This is a genomic window from Anatilimnocola aquadivae, from assembly GCF_049819085.1.
Classification (GTDB): Bacteria; Planctomycetota; Planctomycetia; order Pirellulales; family Pirellulaceae; genus Anatilimnocola.
This window is the reverse complement of sequence record NZ_CP187419.1, coordinates 4,153,798-4,171,133: the sequence shown is the minus strand read 5'-3', so window position 1 is coordinate 4,171,133 and position 17,336 is coordinate 4,153,798. Positions and strand designations below refer to the sequence as shown.

9 protein-coding genes are annotated in these 17,336 nt (G+C 58.2%); 4 read left to right on the top strand and 5 right to left on the bottom strand.

All coding sequences use genetic code 11. The annotated features are described in order from the left end of the window. Positions 1 to 83 precede the first annotated feature (83 nt). On the top strand, positions 84 to 6,245 hold the full coding sequence (locus NA78x_RS16535) for a dockerin type I domain-containing protein (RefSeq protein WP_425613474.1): 6,162 nt from the start codon (positions 84 to 86) through the stop codon (positions 6,243 to 6,245). Then, the gene (locus NA78x_RS16530) at positions 6,145 to 6,540 is read left to right on the top strand and encodes a DUF1501 domain-containing protein (protein WP_425613473.1); all 396 of its coding nucleotides are present in this window, start codon (positions 6,145 to 6,147) and stop codon (positions 6,538 to 6,540) included. Before NA78x_RS16535 ends, NA78x_RS16530 begins: the two co-directional genes overlap by 101 nt. Positions 6,541 to 6,639: 99 nt before the next feature. Here the strand turns inward: NA78x_RS16530 and NA78x_RS16525 are convergent, their stop codons facing one another. The 5 genes from NA78x_RS16525 to NA78x_RS16505 form a co-directional block, all read right to left on the bottom strand. Continuing rightward, entirely contained in the window at positions 6,640 to 7,218 is a 579-nt protein-coding gene (locus NA78x_RS16525) for an HNH endonuclease signature motif containing protein (RefSeq protein ID WP_425613472.1), read from the bottom strand. 42 nt (positions 7,219 to 7,260) lie between these two features. Then, entirely contained in the window at positions 7,261 to 9,405 is a 2,145-nt protein-coding gene (locus tag NA78x_RS16520) for a YgiQ family radical SAM protein (RefSeq protein WP_425613471.1), read from the bottom strand. Between the two features lie 1,258 nt (positions 9,406 to 10,663). Continuing rightward, a complete protein-coding gene (locus tag NA78x_RS16515; RefSeq protein ID WP_425613470.1) occupies positions 10,664 to 13,354 on the bottom strand; it encodes an MGH1-like glycoside hydrolase domain-containing protein in 2,691 nt (896 codons plus the stop codon). Positions 13,355 to 13,586: 232 nt separating this feature from the next. After that, on the bottom strand, positions 13,587 to 15,032 hold the full coding sequence (locus NA78x_RS16510; RefSeq protein WP_425613469.1) for a sigma-54-dependent transcriptional regulator: 1,446 nt from the start codon (positions 15,030 to 15,032) through the stop codon (positions 13,587 to 13,589). Positions 15,033 to 15,068: 36 nt separating this feature from the next. Beyond that, complete coding sequence (locus NA78x_RS16505) at positions 15,069 to 16,268, bottom strand: ATP-binding protein (protein ID WP_425613468.1); 1,200 nt, start codon at positions 16,266 to 16,268, stop codon at positions 15,069 to 15,071. A gap of 124 nt (positions 16,269 to 16,392) precedes the next feature. On the opposite strand from NA78x_RS16505, the gene NA78x_RS16500 reads away from it, so the two are divergent. After that, positions 16,393 to 16,707, top strand: coding sequence for a hypothetical protein (locus NA78x_RS16500; RefSeq protein WP_425613467.1), 315 nt, complete (start codon positions 16,393 to 16,395; stop codon positions 16,705 to 16,707). A gap of 159 nt (positions 16,708 to 16,866) precedes the next feature. Then, positions 16,867 to 17,295 (top strand): nucleoside diphosphate kinase regulator, encoded by a 429-nt coding sequence (gene rnk, locus NA78x_RS16495; protein ID WP_425613466.1) that lies wholly within the window; start codon positions 16,867 to 16,869, stop codon positions 17,293 to 17,295. Positions 17,296 to 17,336 lie beyond the last annotated feature (41 nt).

Genomic DNA, 17,336 nt, shown 5'->3' with positions numbered 1-17,336 from the left:
GTGGTTGTTAAGCCTGCAGAAACTTTAGGTCAGCTACCGTGCCAAAGAAAATCGCCTCTGTCGCAGCCCGATCCCAGGCTTCATTGGTACGCAAACTTCGCCAGCGGCGCAATCGGCCGAACTACCGGCCGCGGCTGGAGCAGCTCGAAGACCGTCGCCTGCTCGCCGCCATCGCGGCAGCTTCTTACACCGCGTTTGCGAACGAGACCAACAATGTCAAGTTGACCACCGACGACCAATGGCTGACCTACACGGAAGACACTCCGAACGGTTTATTCTTTTCCCCCGGTGCGTTCAACCCGGACTTTCTCGAGAGCATCACCGTTACCCTGACAGGCGATGAGAACAATCATGCAACGCTGGTTGTTACTTCTGGTACGGTAGCCGGGCCGATGGAATGCGCAGGTCCCGTCGAAGCGCCCCTAGGCGTCGGCACATTGCAATGCGTCGGGGCGATCCAAGGCATCCTCACGTCCAGTGGACTTATCTCACTAAACCCGGCGGATCCGGGAACTCCCTCTCTTGACCTCGATGATGCCACGAATCAGATCGATGTCGAGTTCTCGCTGATCAGCGGTCTGCGAGCGCTGCCTCAAGCGAGCGCGATCGTCCCGATCGGCCCCTTGGCCGTGTCACTGCTGGCCGCGGAGATTCCAGCACAGTTGGCCGCCGCGTACGTGCTCAAGCTGCCGGACGGGGCGCCACCCGATCTGTTGAACCCGGCCATCATGACCGGCATTCTGACAACGCTGGGGCTCATCGGTGCCGCTGCGGCTTCCGGCGATGTGACCGTGGACGTGGGGGATGAAGATGACAACGTCGATCTGACAGCCTTCGGCAAAAATTCCACGGTCCTGCTGGGTGACGGCAACGATACGCTTTTGATGGGCCTGGGAAACGACAATGTGCAGGGCGGAGCGGGCACGGACAAATTCATTCACACGCTTGGAGCCTCGGGTACTACGAAGACGATCGACGGCGGGGCCGGCCGCGACATCTTGCTCATCAACAGCTTTGATAATAGCGATGTGGTGAGCATGAGCTTTGCCGGGAACACGCTCACGCTTACGGTCAATGGGCAGACGAATACCTACATTCTGTCCAACGTGGAAGAAATCGCCCTGGGCACGGGCGGCGGCGACGACGACGTCGTGATCACCAACATCGAGCAATTTTCTGGCGGCCTGGCGATCGACCTTGGCGACGGCTTCGACCGTGTCGAATACGCCAGCATCACGACCAACATCCTGCTCAGCGACTATCCGTTCGCCGTGGGCGCCGGCGCGCCTTGGCCGGGTGGTGGATTCGGATTGTTGTCGCTCGACAACGCCATCACGGAGTTCGCCAATATCGAAGAGTTGGGGCTGGGCGGCAGCGGACAGACGGTCAACTACTTCGCGCCAGATAGCGGCAATGAAATCCACGTGATCGGCACTGGAGCGACGACCGAACTGCGGGTGGATGCCAACGCCACCATTGTGCTCAAAAACAATCCGACCACGCTCAATCTCGGCGGCCGCTCGGGTGACGACACGTTTGTCATCGATCCTAAGGCCGGCACTTCGCTCACCGAGATCAACGTCACGGGAGGCGATTTTCACAACGGTGATCAGTTGATCCTCAATGGCCGCACCGTAACGGATTCGTTGATTTACACTCCGGGCGCCGACTTCGCATCCGGCCAGGTCACAATCAACACCACCGCTGTGAACTTCAGTTTCATCGAAGCAGTGAAACTTTACGGCGCCGGCGGCTTGGATTCGCTGGTCGTAAACGAACCCATCGCGGGATCGAACGACACGATCTACTTTTCGCCCGAACTCGGCAACAACGGTTTCTTCCAATTCACCACGCAAAGCGCCGGCCCAGAAACCGCGGTGCTGTACTCGACTGTGTCGTACCAAAGCGTCGAGTCCCTCAACTTCGTCACCGGGACAGGCAGCGATACGCTGAGCCTTACTACCAACGCCCTGCCTGGCACGAACAGCGACGGCACCATTATTGGCGGAGCAGGCGCTGTCACCCAGGTATTCCTCGGCGATCAAGTGACGCAATTCACTCACGATCTCGCTGGTGACGACACCATGGCGCTGGAGTATACGACGGCCATTGATGCCATCACCGTTGAGCCGGGGCCATATGTGTCGATCAGCATCAACACCGGCGTGGACTCTGATCTGTTGGCCTATATCGCGCAAGGTGGCGCCGATGTGACCGTCGACTTGGCTTCCCAGACAATCTCACAAACTGGTTTTGGCGACGTCGTTTTCACCAGTATTCAACACTTGGACGTGCAGGGGAGCACCCCGACAGTCGCGACGAACCAGCTTGCGGTCAACGGCACCGCGCTGGACGACCAATTTACGCATACCTCGTCGACCGTTTCGACGGCAGCGGGACAACTGGAATTTGCTGGCCCCGCTGCACCGGCCCCCTTGCTGGTTACCTATCAAGACTTCGGCTCCGCGCTGATTGTGGACGGCAAGGAAGGTTCTGATCAACTGCTCTACCGTGGAACCTCTGGTGCGGACACCTTCACCGTTCCGGCGCCACTGGTCGTGGGTCCTTCGATCGGGCTCAACAGTCAGGTTCCCGTGCGAACTCTCGCCGTTGAGGACTACCTCTTGTTCGGGTTGAGTGGGAATGACACCTTCAACGTCGCGCCCGTAGCTTTCCCAGTGTTTGTGGACGGCGGCGATCCGATCGGCACGAGCGCGGGCGATCGACTCGTGGTACTAGCCAGTGGCAGCCCCGCCCTGTTGGAAGCTGGACCTGAACGCGATGAGGGAGGCGTGGTGTTCGGCGGTGTCAATGAGCGCATTAGTTACGATCACATCGAGGCCATCACGATTGACTCACCCCAATGCGTGCTAATTCTCGGCACCAATGCCGATGACGACATCACGGTCATTGCCCGCGACAGCAGCACTCACACCGGCACCGACGGTCGGCGCGACTTCACTGCGGTTGTCAACGACGGTATCGAAGTCCTATACACGAATGTCGGCGGCAACGCAGCCGACCCGACAATCATCGGTCTACTGAATATCGACGCCATGGCAGGCGACGACGACATCGTCATTCGCATGCCGGCCCCCAACCAGGTCGATTGGTCGATGGACGTGAAAGTCGCCGGCGGTACGCCGGCAGCAACGACCGGCGACCAAGGAGACGTGCTGGAAGTAGAAACCCCGGGCACAAGCCCGGTCATCTTCTCTGCCTTGGACGCTGGCTCCGCAACGATCCTGGTCGACACGAACGGCAACGGCACCTTCCAAGCTGGCGACACGCGAATCACCACGGGCCAGTTCTTCGACGCTTGCCCTCCCCTCAACTACGACTCCTCGCCCGGCGGCGTGGAGCAGATCATCTTTCAGGGTCTAGGTGGCTTCCCGCTCACCATGAACGGCGGCCTAGGCAACGACACGGCGACGATTAATGCCGACAGCACCGGCACCTTTCGCTCGCTGCTCAGCCCGGCCTTTGACTATAGCGGCGCGGGCGCCATCATCGTCAACGGCGGCCTGGGAACGGACCACGTTGTTTACAACGGCACGAACGTCAACGACGTAATCGATTCTCAGCAAGTCTCCGCAACCGCGGTCAATACGACAGTGAACGGCCTCACACATACGGCCAATGGAACCGAGATCATCGGCATCAACACCCTGATGGGTGACGATCTGATCCGCATCGGCGTCATCGATTCCTTGCAAACCGCAAACCCAGCCGCCAGCAATCGGTTCGACGTGGACGCTGGTGACGCCAACGCCCGCCTGATCGTTCAGGACCTCGGTCTGGGCGATCTCAACATCCAGCGGCAAGGCCCCGACGGCCGCTCCGGCTCGATCACCATCGGCGGCTTCAAGCCGGTGGTCTACAAGAACATGAAGCGTGTGGACATCACTCCGCTGAATTCCATCACCGGCGGGACTGGTACGGATGGCAACGGCCGGATTCTCATCTTCCCCACCGATCCGTTTGAGTCCAATGACAGTCGGCTCAATGCGGGCCAGCTGGCGCGCGTGGGCCAGAACACTACCAGTCCCAGTATTGATCCCGGTGCAATTGCAAGCCCCTTTGAAGTGAACGGCGATGAGGACTGGTACGAATTCCGCCCACAAGCCACCGGCACCTTTGCCGTGAAGATCTTGTTCGACAAGATCGCGACCTTGGCGAATGGCCGAGCAGGTCTGCCGGGAGATGGCGATCTGTCCCTCGACATCTATGACGCCACCGGCAACCTGATCACCAGTGGCGTGGCGAACGCCGCTGGAAACAGCAAGACGGCTACGTTCGGGGCGACCAATGATTCGGCAAATTCCCAGTTCAATCGCATCTATGTGCGGGTCCGTGGCACGACACCGAATTCCATCAACCTTTACGATTTCGGCAATCTCGACGGCGTTGGTACAGTAGATCCGGGTGTCGGCAACGCTGACCTTTTTGGTCCGCAAGTCACCAACATCCAAGTCAATTCGGTTCCTTCGGCGACGTATAACCTCTTCAATTCGAAGGATGCCGGCAACGCCCTGCATCCGACGCCCCTCACCAACAGCCTGCTGATCAGTTTTCGGGATCTTCCGCAGCGAGCTCCCGGCTTCATCTACCCGGCTCTTGATCCCGTCACTGCCACGTCACCTGGCACCTATGTGCTGAGGGGAGATGCGTCGGGAATCATTGCCATCTCGGCGATCATCATTGAGCCCGGCACGAACCTGCCTCCGGGGGTCGGCGGACTGGCCGCGGCCCAAGTGCGGCTGGTGTTTGCGGAACCGCTGCCGGACGACCGATTCACCCTGACCATCAACGACACTCTGCTTGATCCGGCAGGCAACAAGCTGGATGGCGAGAGCAATGCAGCCGAACCCAACGGTGGCCCCACGCTACCCAGCGGTGACGGCGAAGCCGGTGGGAACTTCGTGGCTCGATTCACGATCGATACTCGTGTTGAACTGGGAACCTTTGCGTCGGGGAGCGTTTACGTCGATACCAATGGCAACTACTTGTTCGACCCGACCAATGTCGATGCCAGCCATCGCGATATCACGTATCTGATGGGCTTCACGAGCGACAACCTGTTCGCCGGAAACTTTGTCAAAGGCGCCGCGGGCATCGCCGACGGCTTTGATAAGTTGGCCGCCTATGGCAAGGTTGGCACTAGTTACCGCTGGCTGATCGACGTGAATAACGATGGCGTCGTGAATGCCAACGACGTTACGATCAATCAGCCGTTGTTTGCGGGGGTCACCAACGTCAATGGCACTCCCGTCGCCGGCAATTTCGACGGCAATGCCGCCAATGGCGACGAAGTCGCGCTCAAGGTGGGCAATACGTGGCTGCTGGATAAGGTCGGCCACGACTTCAAGGTTGATACCAAGTTGCCGGGAACCAACATGATCGGCCTCCCCATCGTGGGCGACTTCGATAATGACGGCGTTGACGATCTTGGTTCCTGGTCGGCCGACAAATTCTATCTCAACCTGAGTTCGCTCGGCCCGATTGACGGCACGGCTGACAAGATCTTTACCTTTGGTTTCGCCAGCGTGCGGGAACGGCCGGTGGCGGGTGATTTTGACGGCGATGGGATCACCGACCTGGGCTTGTGGGTGCCGGATCGCGCTGGTGTCTCCCCTGCCGAAGCGGCGGAGTGGTATCTGCTCCTCTCGGGCGGCACTGCGGTTGGCCGAGGAGGAATCGCTGGGCAGGGGCAAACAATTCTGGATCGTTTGAATTCCCCGGGCGGCGTTGTCTTCACCCCCGCTCCTTTCGGCAATGACCTCTTTGCCCAATTCGGCGACGAGTACGGTTTGCCAATCCCTGGTAACTTCGACCCGCCCATCACCTCCGCACAACCAACCGGCGGCTTTACCAACACTCAGCTGGAGCTGGACGTAAATAACGACGGAATCGTTACCGCGTTTGATGCCCTGGAAATTATTAACCGGCTGAATAGTGGTAACACTGCTCTCATCAGCACACCGTTTACGCACGCTCCTTTTGTGGACGTCAACGGCGACGGTGCCTGCTCAGCGATGGATGCCCTCATCGTTATCAACTGGCTAAACACGCGCCCGACTGGGAGCGAAGCTACCAGCGCAGGCGAGGCGGTCCCTGCCGACTCCGTCTTCGCGGAGCTTGGCGATGACCCCGGAACAGACGATACGCTGTTGGCAATCCTCGCCGCGGACGACAGCCAAAAAATGCATCGCTCCAGGGGACAGACGGTCGGTCGAACAAAGTAGCGTAAGCACTGCTCGTAAGAATCCGGAACAGCCCGGTAGCTCGCCAAGCTCACAACCTCGAGGCCGTCGGTTCAAATCCGCCCGGCGCCACTCTTGGTCATGCGCGAGGAGAAACTGCGCCACCGACGAATTCGGCCGCCGCAGCGTCGAATTCGTGACCAACGTCTGGGAGTTCTACTCCACCGTGCTTCACTTGCTCGGCATGGATTACGACAAACTCACCTGGTACCACAACGGCTTCGACCGCAAGCTAACCGACGTGCATGGCCGGGTAATTCGGGAAGTGCTGGGGTGAATTGCTAACGCACTTGCATCAGTTCCTGCCAGAATGCAGAAGCTTCAACGAATCGATCAGCTAAGCTTTTACAACCACTTAAAGGTGTTTACTCCCACGCTACCCGCCGAAAACTGGTTCAGTTGCATGTTGATGCTCCTTATTTTTACTCGGCGGTAGCGGCTCAAGATTGTCGATGACCGGATTGTGCTTGTCGCGGTCCTTGTGATTGATCTGTTCCCCGGCGGGAACAGGGCCATGGAACGCCTCCCATACAAGAAGGTGGATCTCCCGTTGGGCTTTGTACTCGCTGTCAAAGTAAAGGGAAACTCGGAGATACTCGTGGCCAAAATCTGGAGTCAGATTATTTCCTCCGATTCGTTTTACGTTTCCCCAATTTGACACATAATGAGTTTGATTGAATGGAGGCTCGACAACAGATCGCCATTCCTCTGGATAGGTCGGTTGGGACCTACGGAAATGCCGCCGACGCATTACCTCTCGCCATGCCTTGCGAACCAATGGTAAGCCGCAAATGTTAATGACCTCAATCAATCGTCCAACTATATACTCCTTCAAATCAAATGGAGGAGGCGCTGCGAACGACGATCCACATATCTCGCATATGACAACCTTGCCTTGCAAAGCATCAGCAAACGTCAAATACTCGTCACACGACGGACAAAACTCTGTAGCCATGTTGATTCTTGTAACTATAGGATCCGGGATGTGGGTATCTAATTACCGCTTAATATCCGGTCGATAACCCTTGCCGGGCTGATAGCGCGAGGTCTTGTCTTTCTTGCGGAGCGGGCGATTGCCTTGTGGGGCGGGGTTTGGTGAAGAGCCTTGCGCGTTGGGATTGCCCGTGGATGGGGCGGGCTTGCGGCCGGGCTTTTGGCCTTCGTTGCGAGCGCCACTGCCGGGAGCCTGGTGGACGTAGTTGCCCGCGAAGTTGCTGTTGGCGTCGGAGCGGCGCTTGAGGAGTGCTTCTTTCGGTGGCTTGCTGGAGATGAGGCTGTCGCAGCCATCGCCGACGAGGTCCATCCGCCCGGCTTGGCGCAAGGCTTCGCGAACTTCGAAGTAGTTTTCCGGCTTGAAGAACTGCAACAACGCGCGCTGCATCTTTCGATCGCGGAGGGCCTTGGCAATTTGCACGGGCTTCTTCGTGAACGGATCGATGCCCGTGTAGTACATGGCCGTGGCGACATCGAACGGCGCGGGAATGAAGTCCTGCACCTGATCGGGCTTGTAGCCGTTCTGCTTGAGGAAGACAGCAAGGTGAATCATCTCGTCGAGTCCGCTGCCAGGATGGCTGGCAATAAAATACGGAATGATGAATTGCTTCTTGCCCGCCTTGGCCGATTCCTTTTTGAATGCGTCCGAAAACATCTCGAAGTCATCGGTCGCCGGCTTGCGCATCAGCCCGAGCACACCGGGATCGACGTGTTCGGGAGCGACCTTCAAGTGCCCACCGACGTGGTGCCGCGCGAGGTCGCGCATGTACTCGGGACTGCGACGAGCCAGGTCCATGCGAATGCCGCTGGCGACGAGTACCTTCTTGATGCCCGGCGTTTCGCGAGCCGTGCGCATCATGTCGACGAGTGGCCCGTGATCGGTGCCGAGCAGTTTGCAGATGGTGGGATGAACGCACGATTGCCGGCGGCAGACCGCTTCCACGTCGGGCTGCGTGCATTTCATTTGGTACATATTGGCCGTCGGACCGCCGATGTCGCTGATGGTTCCCTTGAACTGCGGATCGACTGCCATCCGTTCAATTTCTTGCTGCACGCTGTCGGGACTGCGGCTTTGAATGATCCGCCCCTGGTGCGTCGTAATGCTGCAGAACGTGCAGCCGCCGAAACACCCTCGCATGATCGTGACCGAGTCCTTGATCATGTCCATCGCGGGAATGGCTTCGGTGTACGAAGGATGGGGCCGCCGCGTGTAGGGCAAGCTGTAGACCACGTCCATCGACCGCTCGCTGATGGGCAAGCGCGGCGGATTGCAGACCACGGCTTGGCGATCGTGAAATTGCACGAGGCGGCGGGCGTTGTACGGATTCTGCTCGTTGTGAATGATGCGAGTGGCTTCGGCAAACTTCGGTTTGTCGGCGACGACTTCGTCGTAAGTCGGCAGCACCAGGCTATCTTCCGGCGGCGACTCGCTAGCGCCGAGTGCATAGGCAATCCCACGCAACTCGCGCAGTTCCTTGACGGTTTTTCCCGCCGCGAAACCCCGTGCGAGTTCCACAATCGCTTCTTCGCCCATGCCGTAAACGAGCAGATCGGCTTTGCAGTCGAGAATGATCGAGCGGCGGACTTTGTCGGACCAATAGTCGTAATGCGCGAGTCGCCGCAGCGAAGCTTCTACGCTACCGGCAATCACCGGCACACCGGGAAAAGCTTCGCGAGCACGCTGGCAATAGGCGAGCGTCGCGCGATCGGGACGCAGACCGATGCGCCCCCCGGGCGAGTAAGCATCGGCGTTGCGCACTTTGCGATTCGCCGTGTAGTGGTTGATCATCGAGTCCATGTTGCCGGCGCTGATCGCATAGAACAGCCGTGGCTTGCCGAAGCGACGCCAGTCATCGACCTTTCGCCAATCGGGCTGGCTGACAATGCCCACGCGAAAGCCGGCGGCTTCCAGAACGCGGCCGAGAATGGCCATCGCAAAACTGGGGTGGTCGATGTAGGCGTCGCCGGTGACGATCACCACGTCGACTTCGTCCCAGCCTCGCTTTTTGGCTTCGTCCATCGTCATGGGAAGCGCCGCGAACGGCGAAGAAGCTCTTTTTTGCTGCTGAGGTTTTTTGCCCGCGCCTAGTTGAAGAAATCCGCCGGCAGGGACCGGCGGCAACATGGCCGGCGCGAGTGCTTCGAGCATGGTGCCCATCGCGCCAGGTGCGGGACGGGTGGCACAGGACCCAGTTGAATCGCAGCCTGAAGTGGAACAAGAAGACGAAGCGGCCCCGACTACGGGCAATTCGTGAGACATGGAAGAGAGCGTTTTTCCGCTCGTTCGTTGGTTCGCAGTCGTCACTCCGGCGGAATAACGACGTCCCTGAACTCTGAACGGCAATCAACAAGACGGACAAAATCCCGCCGTAGAATCCGCCGACTATCCATGGTCTGGCTCGCTCTAGGGGGCACTGGTGGGCTTTATTCTAACGCCAGAGGGGAGCGGCCGGGAGGGGCAAAATGGGGACGAAGGGACGGGAGGCGAGGGGCGGGAGACGGGAGACGGGAGACGGGAGACGGGAGTCGGGAGTCGGAGGTCGGAGGTCGGAGGCGATTTCTTATTTGACAAAGAATCACGGGAAGCGCAGATTCCAGGTTGTGTGGTTTTTGACGCGGCGGATCAAGGCACCGGCGAGGAAGTCGGTGTGGTCGGTGAGCGTGCGCAAAGTGGATGAGGCGGTGTCGGAGTGGTGGTGGCGAAGGCGAAGTAGAAGGCGAAGTAGAAGGTCCTTTGGCGACGGCGAAGGAGACTGAGTTGGAGTTGCCTCACCGACGCGGCTGGCTGCCTGGGAGAGAGAGCGAAGATGGGAAAAGGCAATAACTGGTTATCACCCAGTCGTCAGTATTTGCGATTGTCTTGGCGTAAGTGGATTGCCGGTGAGAGGTTCGAGCAAATGGTTATCGCGAAAAAACGGCTGAAAAGGTTATCAAAAATGGTTATCAGCACGTGGTGCATGTCCGGCTGCTCAGTTCTGGGGACTGGGTTCACCCACGCGGTTGCACGGGCGAGCTTGTTATGGACTGCGGGTCGTTTAGCGGCCGCCAGCGGCCGGTTAACCTCGGAGGCAAGTACGACGACCGCAAAAGAGGGGTGTTTAACAATTGCCGCGATAGTTGGACAAGTTCGCTGTATTGTGAATCAACCCATTCGCTGCAACTCGTTGCGAGATAGGCAGGTAGTGATCGCGCTCGCAAATGGGGGGTGTCCAACAATGGCTCGAATTAATCAACAGAGAGGAGGGGTGCGAGGGACGAGAGAAGAGAGAAGAGAGAAGAGAATGATGACTTGGCCAGCCTGATGCTCACTGCCGTTGCGCAGCGAAGTCTGTGTCGTTTGGAGATCCAGCGCCCACTTACGGCCTGGGCAACAACTCGGCGGGTTCGACCTTTTGCTTCGCTTCTGATTAGGAGGGAAGCTCACGAAGTATCGTTGAGATCAGCGCAGTCCAACCGGTTTGATGACTCGCACCCACGCCACGACCCGTGTCACCGTGAAAATATTCGTAGAACAGTGGCAGATCGCGCCAGTGGGGGTCGCTTGCGTATCGCTGGTCGTCGCCGTGGCACGCGCGACGTCCGGAATCGTCGGGCACAAACAGCTTGGCCAGGCGGCGGCTCAGCTCTTGTGAAACCTCCAGGAGATTCATCTGCTGGCCCGAGCCCGTGGGGCATTCCACGCGCACTTCGTCGCCGTAGAAATGGTGGTACCGCTCCAAGGCCTCAATGACGAGGTAATTCACGGGGAACCAGATTGGACCTCGCCAATTGGAGTTGCCGCCAAACATGCCGGACTTCGATTCGGCAGGGGTATAGTCAACGCGGTGATCCTGGCCATCTGCATGCAACACAAAGGGTTGGTCGTGATGAGTTCGGGACAGCGAACGAATTCCGTAGGGGGAAAGGAACTCGTTTTCGTCCAAGAGATAGCGCAGCGTTCGTTCGAGACGTTCCCGCGATGGGATCGCTAGCAGACGGTGCCCAGCAGGCCGACCCGTGCGCACCTCGTCTGCCGTCTTGTGATGCGAGCGATCGCAGTAGGCGATATGTCGACCCAGATCGGGCTGGTACTTCAGAAACCACTCCATCCGCTTTCGAAAGCCGGGCAGTTCATCGATATTGGCCTGTTCCAGTATTTCGACAGCGAACAGCGGGATGATTCCGACGATCGAGCGGATGCGCAGGGGGACGACCTGTTCATCAACTTTCAGTTGGTCATAGTAAAACCCATCGCCATCGTGCCACAGACCCATGCCGCCGAAGGTGTTCATCGCATCGGCGATATGCACGAAGTGCTCGAAGAACTTGGACGCAATATCTTCGTAGGTGTCGTCGTGCTGGGCGAGTTCCAGCGCCATGGCAAGCATGGTGGCGGCATAAAACGCCATCCACGCGGTACCGTCTGCTTGTTCGAGCGAGCCGCCGCCTGGCAGTGGCTTGGAGCGGTCGAACACGCCGATGTTATCGAGCCCGAGGAACCCGCCGGAGAACAGATGATTGCCCGCGACATCTTTGCGATTGACCCACCAGGTAAAGTTCAGCAGCAGCTTTGTGAAAACGCGTTTGAGAAACGCCACGTCTCGCTTGCCGCGCGGAGCGGTCATCTTATACACCCGCCAACACGCCCAGGCGTGAACCGGCGGATTGACGTCGGAGAGTGCCCACTCGTAGGCCGGCATCTGACCGTTCGGGTGGAGATACCATTCTCGCAAAAACAGTTCGAGTTGCCCTTTGGCGAACGCGGGATCGATGGTTGCCATCGGGATCATGTGAAACGCCAGATCCCAGGCCGCGTACCAAGGATACTCCCACTTGTCGGGCATCGAGATGATGTCGCGATTAAACAAGTGGGGCCAGTCATGATTCCGACCGGTGCGACGACTCGCTGGCGGAGGTGGTTGATCGGCATCGCCGGCGAGCCAGTCTTTCACCACGTAGTGGTAGAACTGCTTGCTCCACAGCAGCCCAGCATATGCCTGACGAGAAACATTCGCCGTCTCACGTTCTGTGCCGGGAATACGTTCGCCATAGAACGAATCGGTCTCTTGGATGCGAGTCGCAAAGACTTCGTCGAAGTCTGCGAAAGGCTGGCCAGTCGCTTCTTCAACCGAAGTGAGCCGAAGCCGTACAACGGTCTGTGAACCCGCCGGTATGGTCAGCTTGAATATCGCCGCAGCCTTGGTGCCGAACTGGTGAGGATTGACTGCCCCGGCTTCGCCCTTAACGACAGCTTTGTGAAAGGCGTCCTTTACAAACTGCTGGCCATTGTCGAAGCCAAAAATACGCTGGGAATTGGTTTCATTTTCGGTGAACATCAATTCGGCAGAGGTTCCATCGGCTGCCTGATCGATGTCGAACCGAAAGTCCCCGAGCGTGACGTGCCGCGCGATGATTGCGGCGCCGTCAGCTTCCATTTGCGGTTTGACTTCACAGCCTTCGTGCGTGCAGCCCCAGGACCAGGTGTTGCGAAACCACAAGGTCGGAAGCAGGTGGATTGTCGCTGGTTCGGGTCCACGATTGGCGACCGTCAGGCGAATGAGTATGTCGTTCGGCGAGGCCTTGGCGTACTCCGTAAAGACGTCGAAGTAGCGGTTCTCCTCAAACGCCCCGGTATCGACAAGCTCGAACTCTGGGTCGCTTTTGCCGCGTCGCTGACTCTCCTCGACGAGTTGAGCATAGGGAAACTCACGGTGAGGATATTTGTAAAGGGCCTTCATGTAGGAATGAGTGGGCGTTGAATCAAGATAATAGTAGCACTCCTTCACATCTTCGCCGTGATTTCCCTCAGGGCCTGTAAGGCCAAAGAGCCGCTCTTTGAGAATGGAATCACGGCCGTTCCACAGCGTGACCGCAAAGCAGAGTCGACATTGGCGATCGCAAATGCCCATTAAGCCATCCTCGCCCCAACGGTAAGCGCGACTGCGGGCTTGCTCGTGCGAGAAGAAGCCCCAGGCGTTACCTTCGGCGGAGTAGTCCTCGCGGACGGTTCCCCATTGACGCTCCGCGAGATAAGGGCCCCACCGTTGCCAGTTTTTCTCGCGAGTGGCCGTTTCTTCGAGGCGCCGAGATTCAGGGTTGTCAGTTCGTTGATTGGTCATGATGTGATTTGCTTCCCGTTTGCTGCTCTTCGTAGTTCCATGTTAATCCGCCGTCGATGATGGACGTGGCACCTGTAGCGCAGCCTATGGCAGCGTGCCAAACCGTTGCAGTTGCCCGCCAAGCAGCTGGAACCCTGGCAACTCTGTGCGGCGATTGCCCACGACTGGAAGTAAATTGTCGGCCCGGAGAATGCCAGCTGCTTTCCACGGTGGGCGGCTAAAAGCATTGGAACTAAGAGTCTTCCTGTGTCGCCACCGATTGGTCCGCCGACAGCCCCAGCGCTGGAAGTTTGGTACGCAGGGTTGCCCGGGTGATTCCCAGGATCCTCGCCGCTTTGGAGAGATTTCCACCCGCATGTTCGAGGACGAGTTTCAGCAGGTGGCGATCGGTGATCGCCTGGAACTCGGAGTAGAGCGATGTGGTCTCGGCCCGCAATCGCTGCTGAATGAACGTGGACAAGGCGGTCAGGTCCATTGCCGAGGCAGTCGAATTATCCGCCGCTTCGAGCCGGTTGCGAATGGCTGTTGGCAGAAACTCAGGCAGCAAAACCGGACCAGTCGCCTGAAGCAAGGCCTGCTTAATCACACTTTGAAATTCGCGGACGTTGCCCGGCCAGGGGTACTGCGTGAGCAGTTTCATGGCTTCATCGGCGATGCTTTGCACTTCGGTCTTCAGCTCCTTCGCAAAGCGCTGCACAAAATGCCGGGCTAGTAGGGGTATGTCGTCACCCCGTTCGCGCAGGGCCGGTAAGCGAATGGTGAAGACGTTCAGCCGATAGAAGAGATCGCCGCGAAAGGTTCCTTCCGCCACCATTTTCTCCAGATCGCGATTTGTGGCCGCCACAACGCGAACATTCGACCGGATGACTTCGTTCCCACCGACGCGTTCAAATTCCTGACCTTGCAGTACGCGCAGAATCTTGGTCTGCGTCAGAGGCGACATGTCGCCAATTTCGTCCAGAAACAACGTCCCGCCGTTGCACTGCTCGAACTTGCCGATCCGTCGTCGGTCGGCCCCAGTGAAGGCGCCTTTTTCATGCCCAAACAGCTCGCTCTCCAAGAGCGCGTCGGGTATCGCTGCGCAGTTGATCGCCAGAAATGGCCCCTTCGCCCGCCGGCTGTAGTGGTAGATGGCCCGCGCAACCAATTCCTTTCCCGTGCCGCTTTCACCTAGGATGAGTACCGTGACATCTTGCGAAGCAACGCGGCCGATGGCTTTGTAAACCGTTTGCATGGCCGGGCATCGCCCCACCAAAGCGTCGGGCGCATCGGTCGTGTCGGGACCTTCTGCAATCACGGGCGGAACCTTCATCAGCCGGCTGATCTCGAACGCGCGATCAACCAGGTCCAGCAGTTGATCGAGCTCCAACGGCTTGAGCAGGTATTCGTACGCGCCGAGCTGCATGGCCTCAATGGCGGTGGCTGTCGTACCATGCCCCGTGATGAAGATGACGGGCACACGCGAATCGAGTTCCTTGATTCTGCGAAACAGTTCCAGCCCTGACTGACCGGCCAAATCAACATCGAGAATGATCACATCCGGGCCGGCCGACTGAACCTGTTCAAGCCCCTCAAAGGCAGAAGATGCTGTGACTAGGTTCACTTCGCCCGCAGGAAATGCGCGGCGGAAGAAATGCAGGATCGACGGTTCATCGTCAACAACAAGCAGAGTTGGCACGGCTTCCTCAATCGACAATCAGTGAAGCGCAGAAGCTTACTGCAGGGCAACAGGCAAACGCAATAAAAAGCACGCTCCCTCAATGGGAAGATTGTAGGCGGTGAGTGCTCCACCGTGTTCCTCGGCAATCCGGCGCGATAACGGCAATCCCAGGCCGACACCTGTTTCCTTGCTGCTGACAAAGGTCTCGAACACTTTGGGCAGGATGTGGGGAGCGATGCCCGCCCCCGTATCTCGGACATAAACTTCCAGGTGCGCATCGCGCGGCGGGCTCAGCTCGATTTCCAACGTGCCCCCCTCCGGCATCGCGTCCAGCGCGTTGAGGACCAGATTCAGCAACAACTGCTGGATCTGATCGGAATCGATCTCTGCTTGAGCAGTAGGCTCATGCTGTTCGAACTTCAATTCGACTTGTTGCTTCCGCGCACGACCAGCGACTAGCGTGAGAACTCGATCGACAAGGGGACCAAGCTCTTGGCGATGACGGTCAGGCTGCGGAGGACGAGCAAAATCGAGGAATGTTTGCAGCGTCCGTTCCATGCGCCGAATCTCGTGCTCGATGATTGCCAAGTCGTCGGTCGGGATCCCACGCGACCCTAGTTCACGGAGATTGACCTGAATCAAGCCTTTGATCGACGTCAATGGATTCCTGAGTTCGTGAGCTACGCCTGCTGCGACCTGACCGATGGCCATCATCTGCTCGGCCCGCAGTAGTTTTTCGTTGTTCTCTCCCTGATGGCTTCGCAGGCGGTCGAGGCGAGCTGAGAGGAAACCAGCAAGCACTTGGAGCCAGGCTGTTTCTTCGGCAGAAAACTCACGAGGCTCGGAGCTATGCGCACTTAAGACTCCGAGCGGACGAACCGAGCCTAGCAGCGGAACAATCAACGTGCTGACGATGCCGTGTTCTTGCAGCAAGGGAGAAACAAAGAAGCGGTCATCCAGACGCAAATCGCTGATCGCCAACGGCACCAAAGTGCGAATGACCTGGCCCGCCGCTGATTCGACACTCATCTCGATCGTTGCGTTGCCGACAATTCCCTCTTTCCAGCCCGCGCCTGCTTGGAAAACAACACTACCGTCAGGTAGCAGCTCGAGAAAGCTGCAGAACTCGACGTGCAGGTGTTCGCAAATCGCCCGAACCAATTGCGCGAGCAAAGATTCGAAGTCGTAGTCGGTAATTGCCCAGCGGCCGATTTCTGCTGCGACCTCCAGGCGAGTGTGAGCATCTGTTGCCATGGCATTTCTGTGAAAGGTACCTGTCACGATGCGAGCCTCAATGAATCGTCGTGGTAACCGATTGTAATCCTTGGGCAATGAACAGTTTCGGCTGGCACGCACCTTGCAATTCATTCGGTCTGCCATGCCACAGCAAAACCATTCTCGCCCCATCTTGCTCGAAACGATTCCGCCGGTCTTGGTAGAGACGATGTTGGGCACCGTTCAACGCGTCGATCTAGTACAGCGTGAACTGACCGTCCTCGCTGGTGGACAGCAGGTCGAAGTGGAAGTGCCAGTGCAATGTCTCGTGACGTTGCGAGGCGAGCAGATCAAGTTGCGGATCATTCAACCCGGCGATGTTGTGCGGATCAAACTTGCCGCCGGCGGATCCCGCCGCGTAGCACAACGAGTGGAAGTTGCCCCGATCAATTCTTTGCCAGCAGCGGGCGAAACTTGACCGCAGGCTGGCGCATTTCGCTGAAAACGATGCTGCGCCCGAGCGTTTTGGTGTAATTCGTGCTTGGCACGGTAACTGCTTTAGCTACTGCCATAGCCATTGGATCACTGGCCGCCCGGTGGCGGCACTCTTCTTGTCTCTTCTCGCTGGAGCACCACCATGCACTCTTCTCGCATCCTGATTTCGACCGCCGACCGAGAGCGACTACTGCGGCTAATTGATTCGGCCAGGCTCGACCTGCGCATTTCGACTGCCAGTATCGCTTCGTTGGAAGGAGAACTCGCGCGGGCCGACATTGTCGAGGCGGCCGAGTTGCCCAGTGATGTCGTCACCATGGGCTCGACGATTTGGTTCCGAGATTTGGAAACCGACGAAGTGGAGCAATACACGCTCGTCATTCCCGCCGAAGCCGACGTAATGCGCGACCGGATTTCGATTCTGGCGCCCATCGGCACGGCGCTGCTGGGCTACCGCCTGGGAGACGTTGTCGAATGGCGCGTCCCTTCGGGAAAACGTCGCATGGAGATTGTCAAAGTGAACCAACGGCGGCACGCAGCAAAACCGTCGATGGCGTATGTCGGAGTCTGACTTCATCTCTTTCATCTATCTGCAATTGCCAACAACAGGAG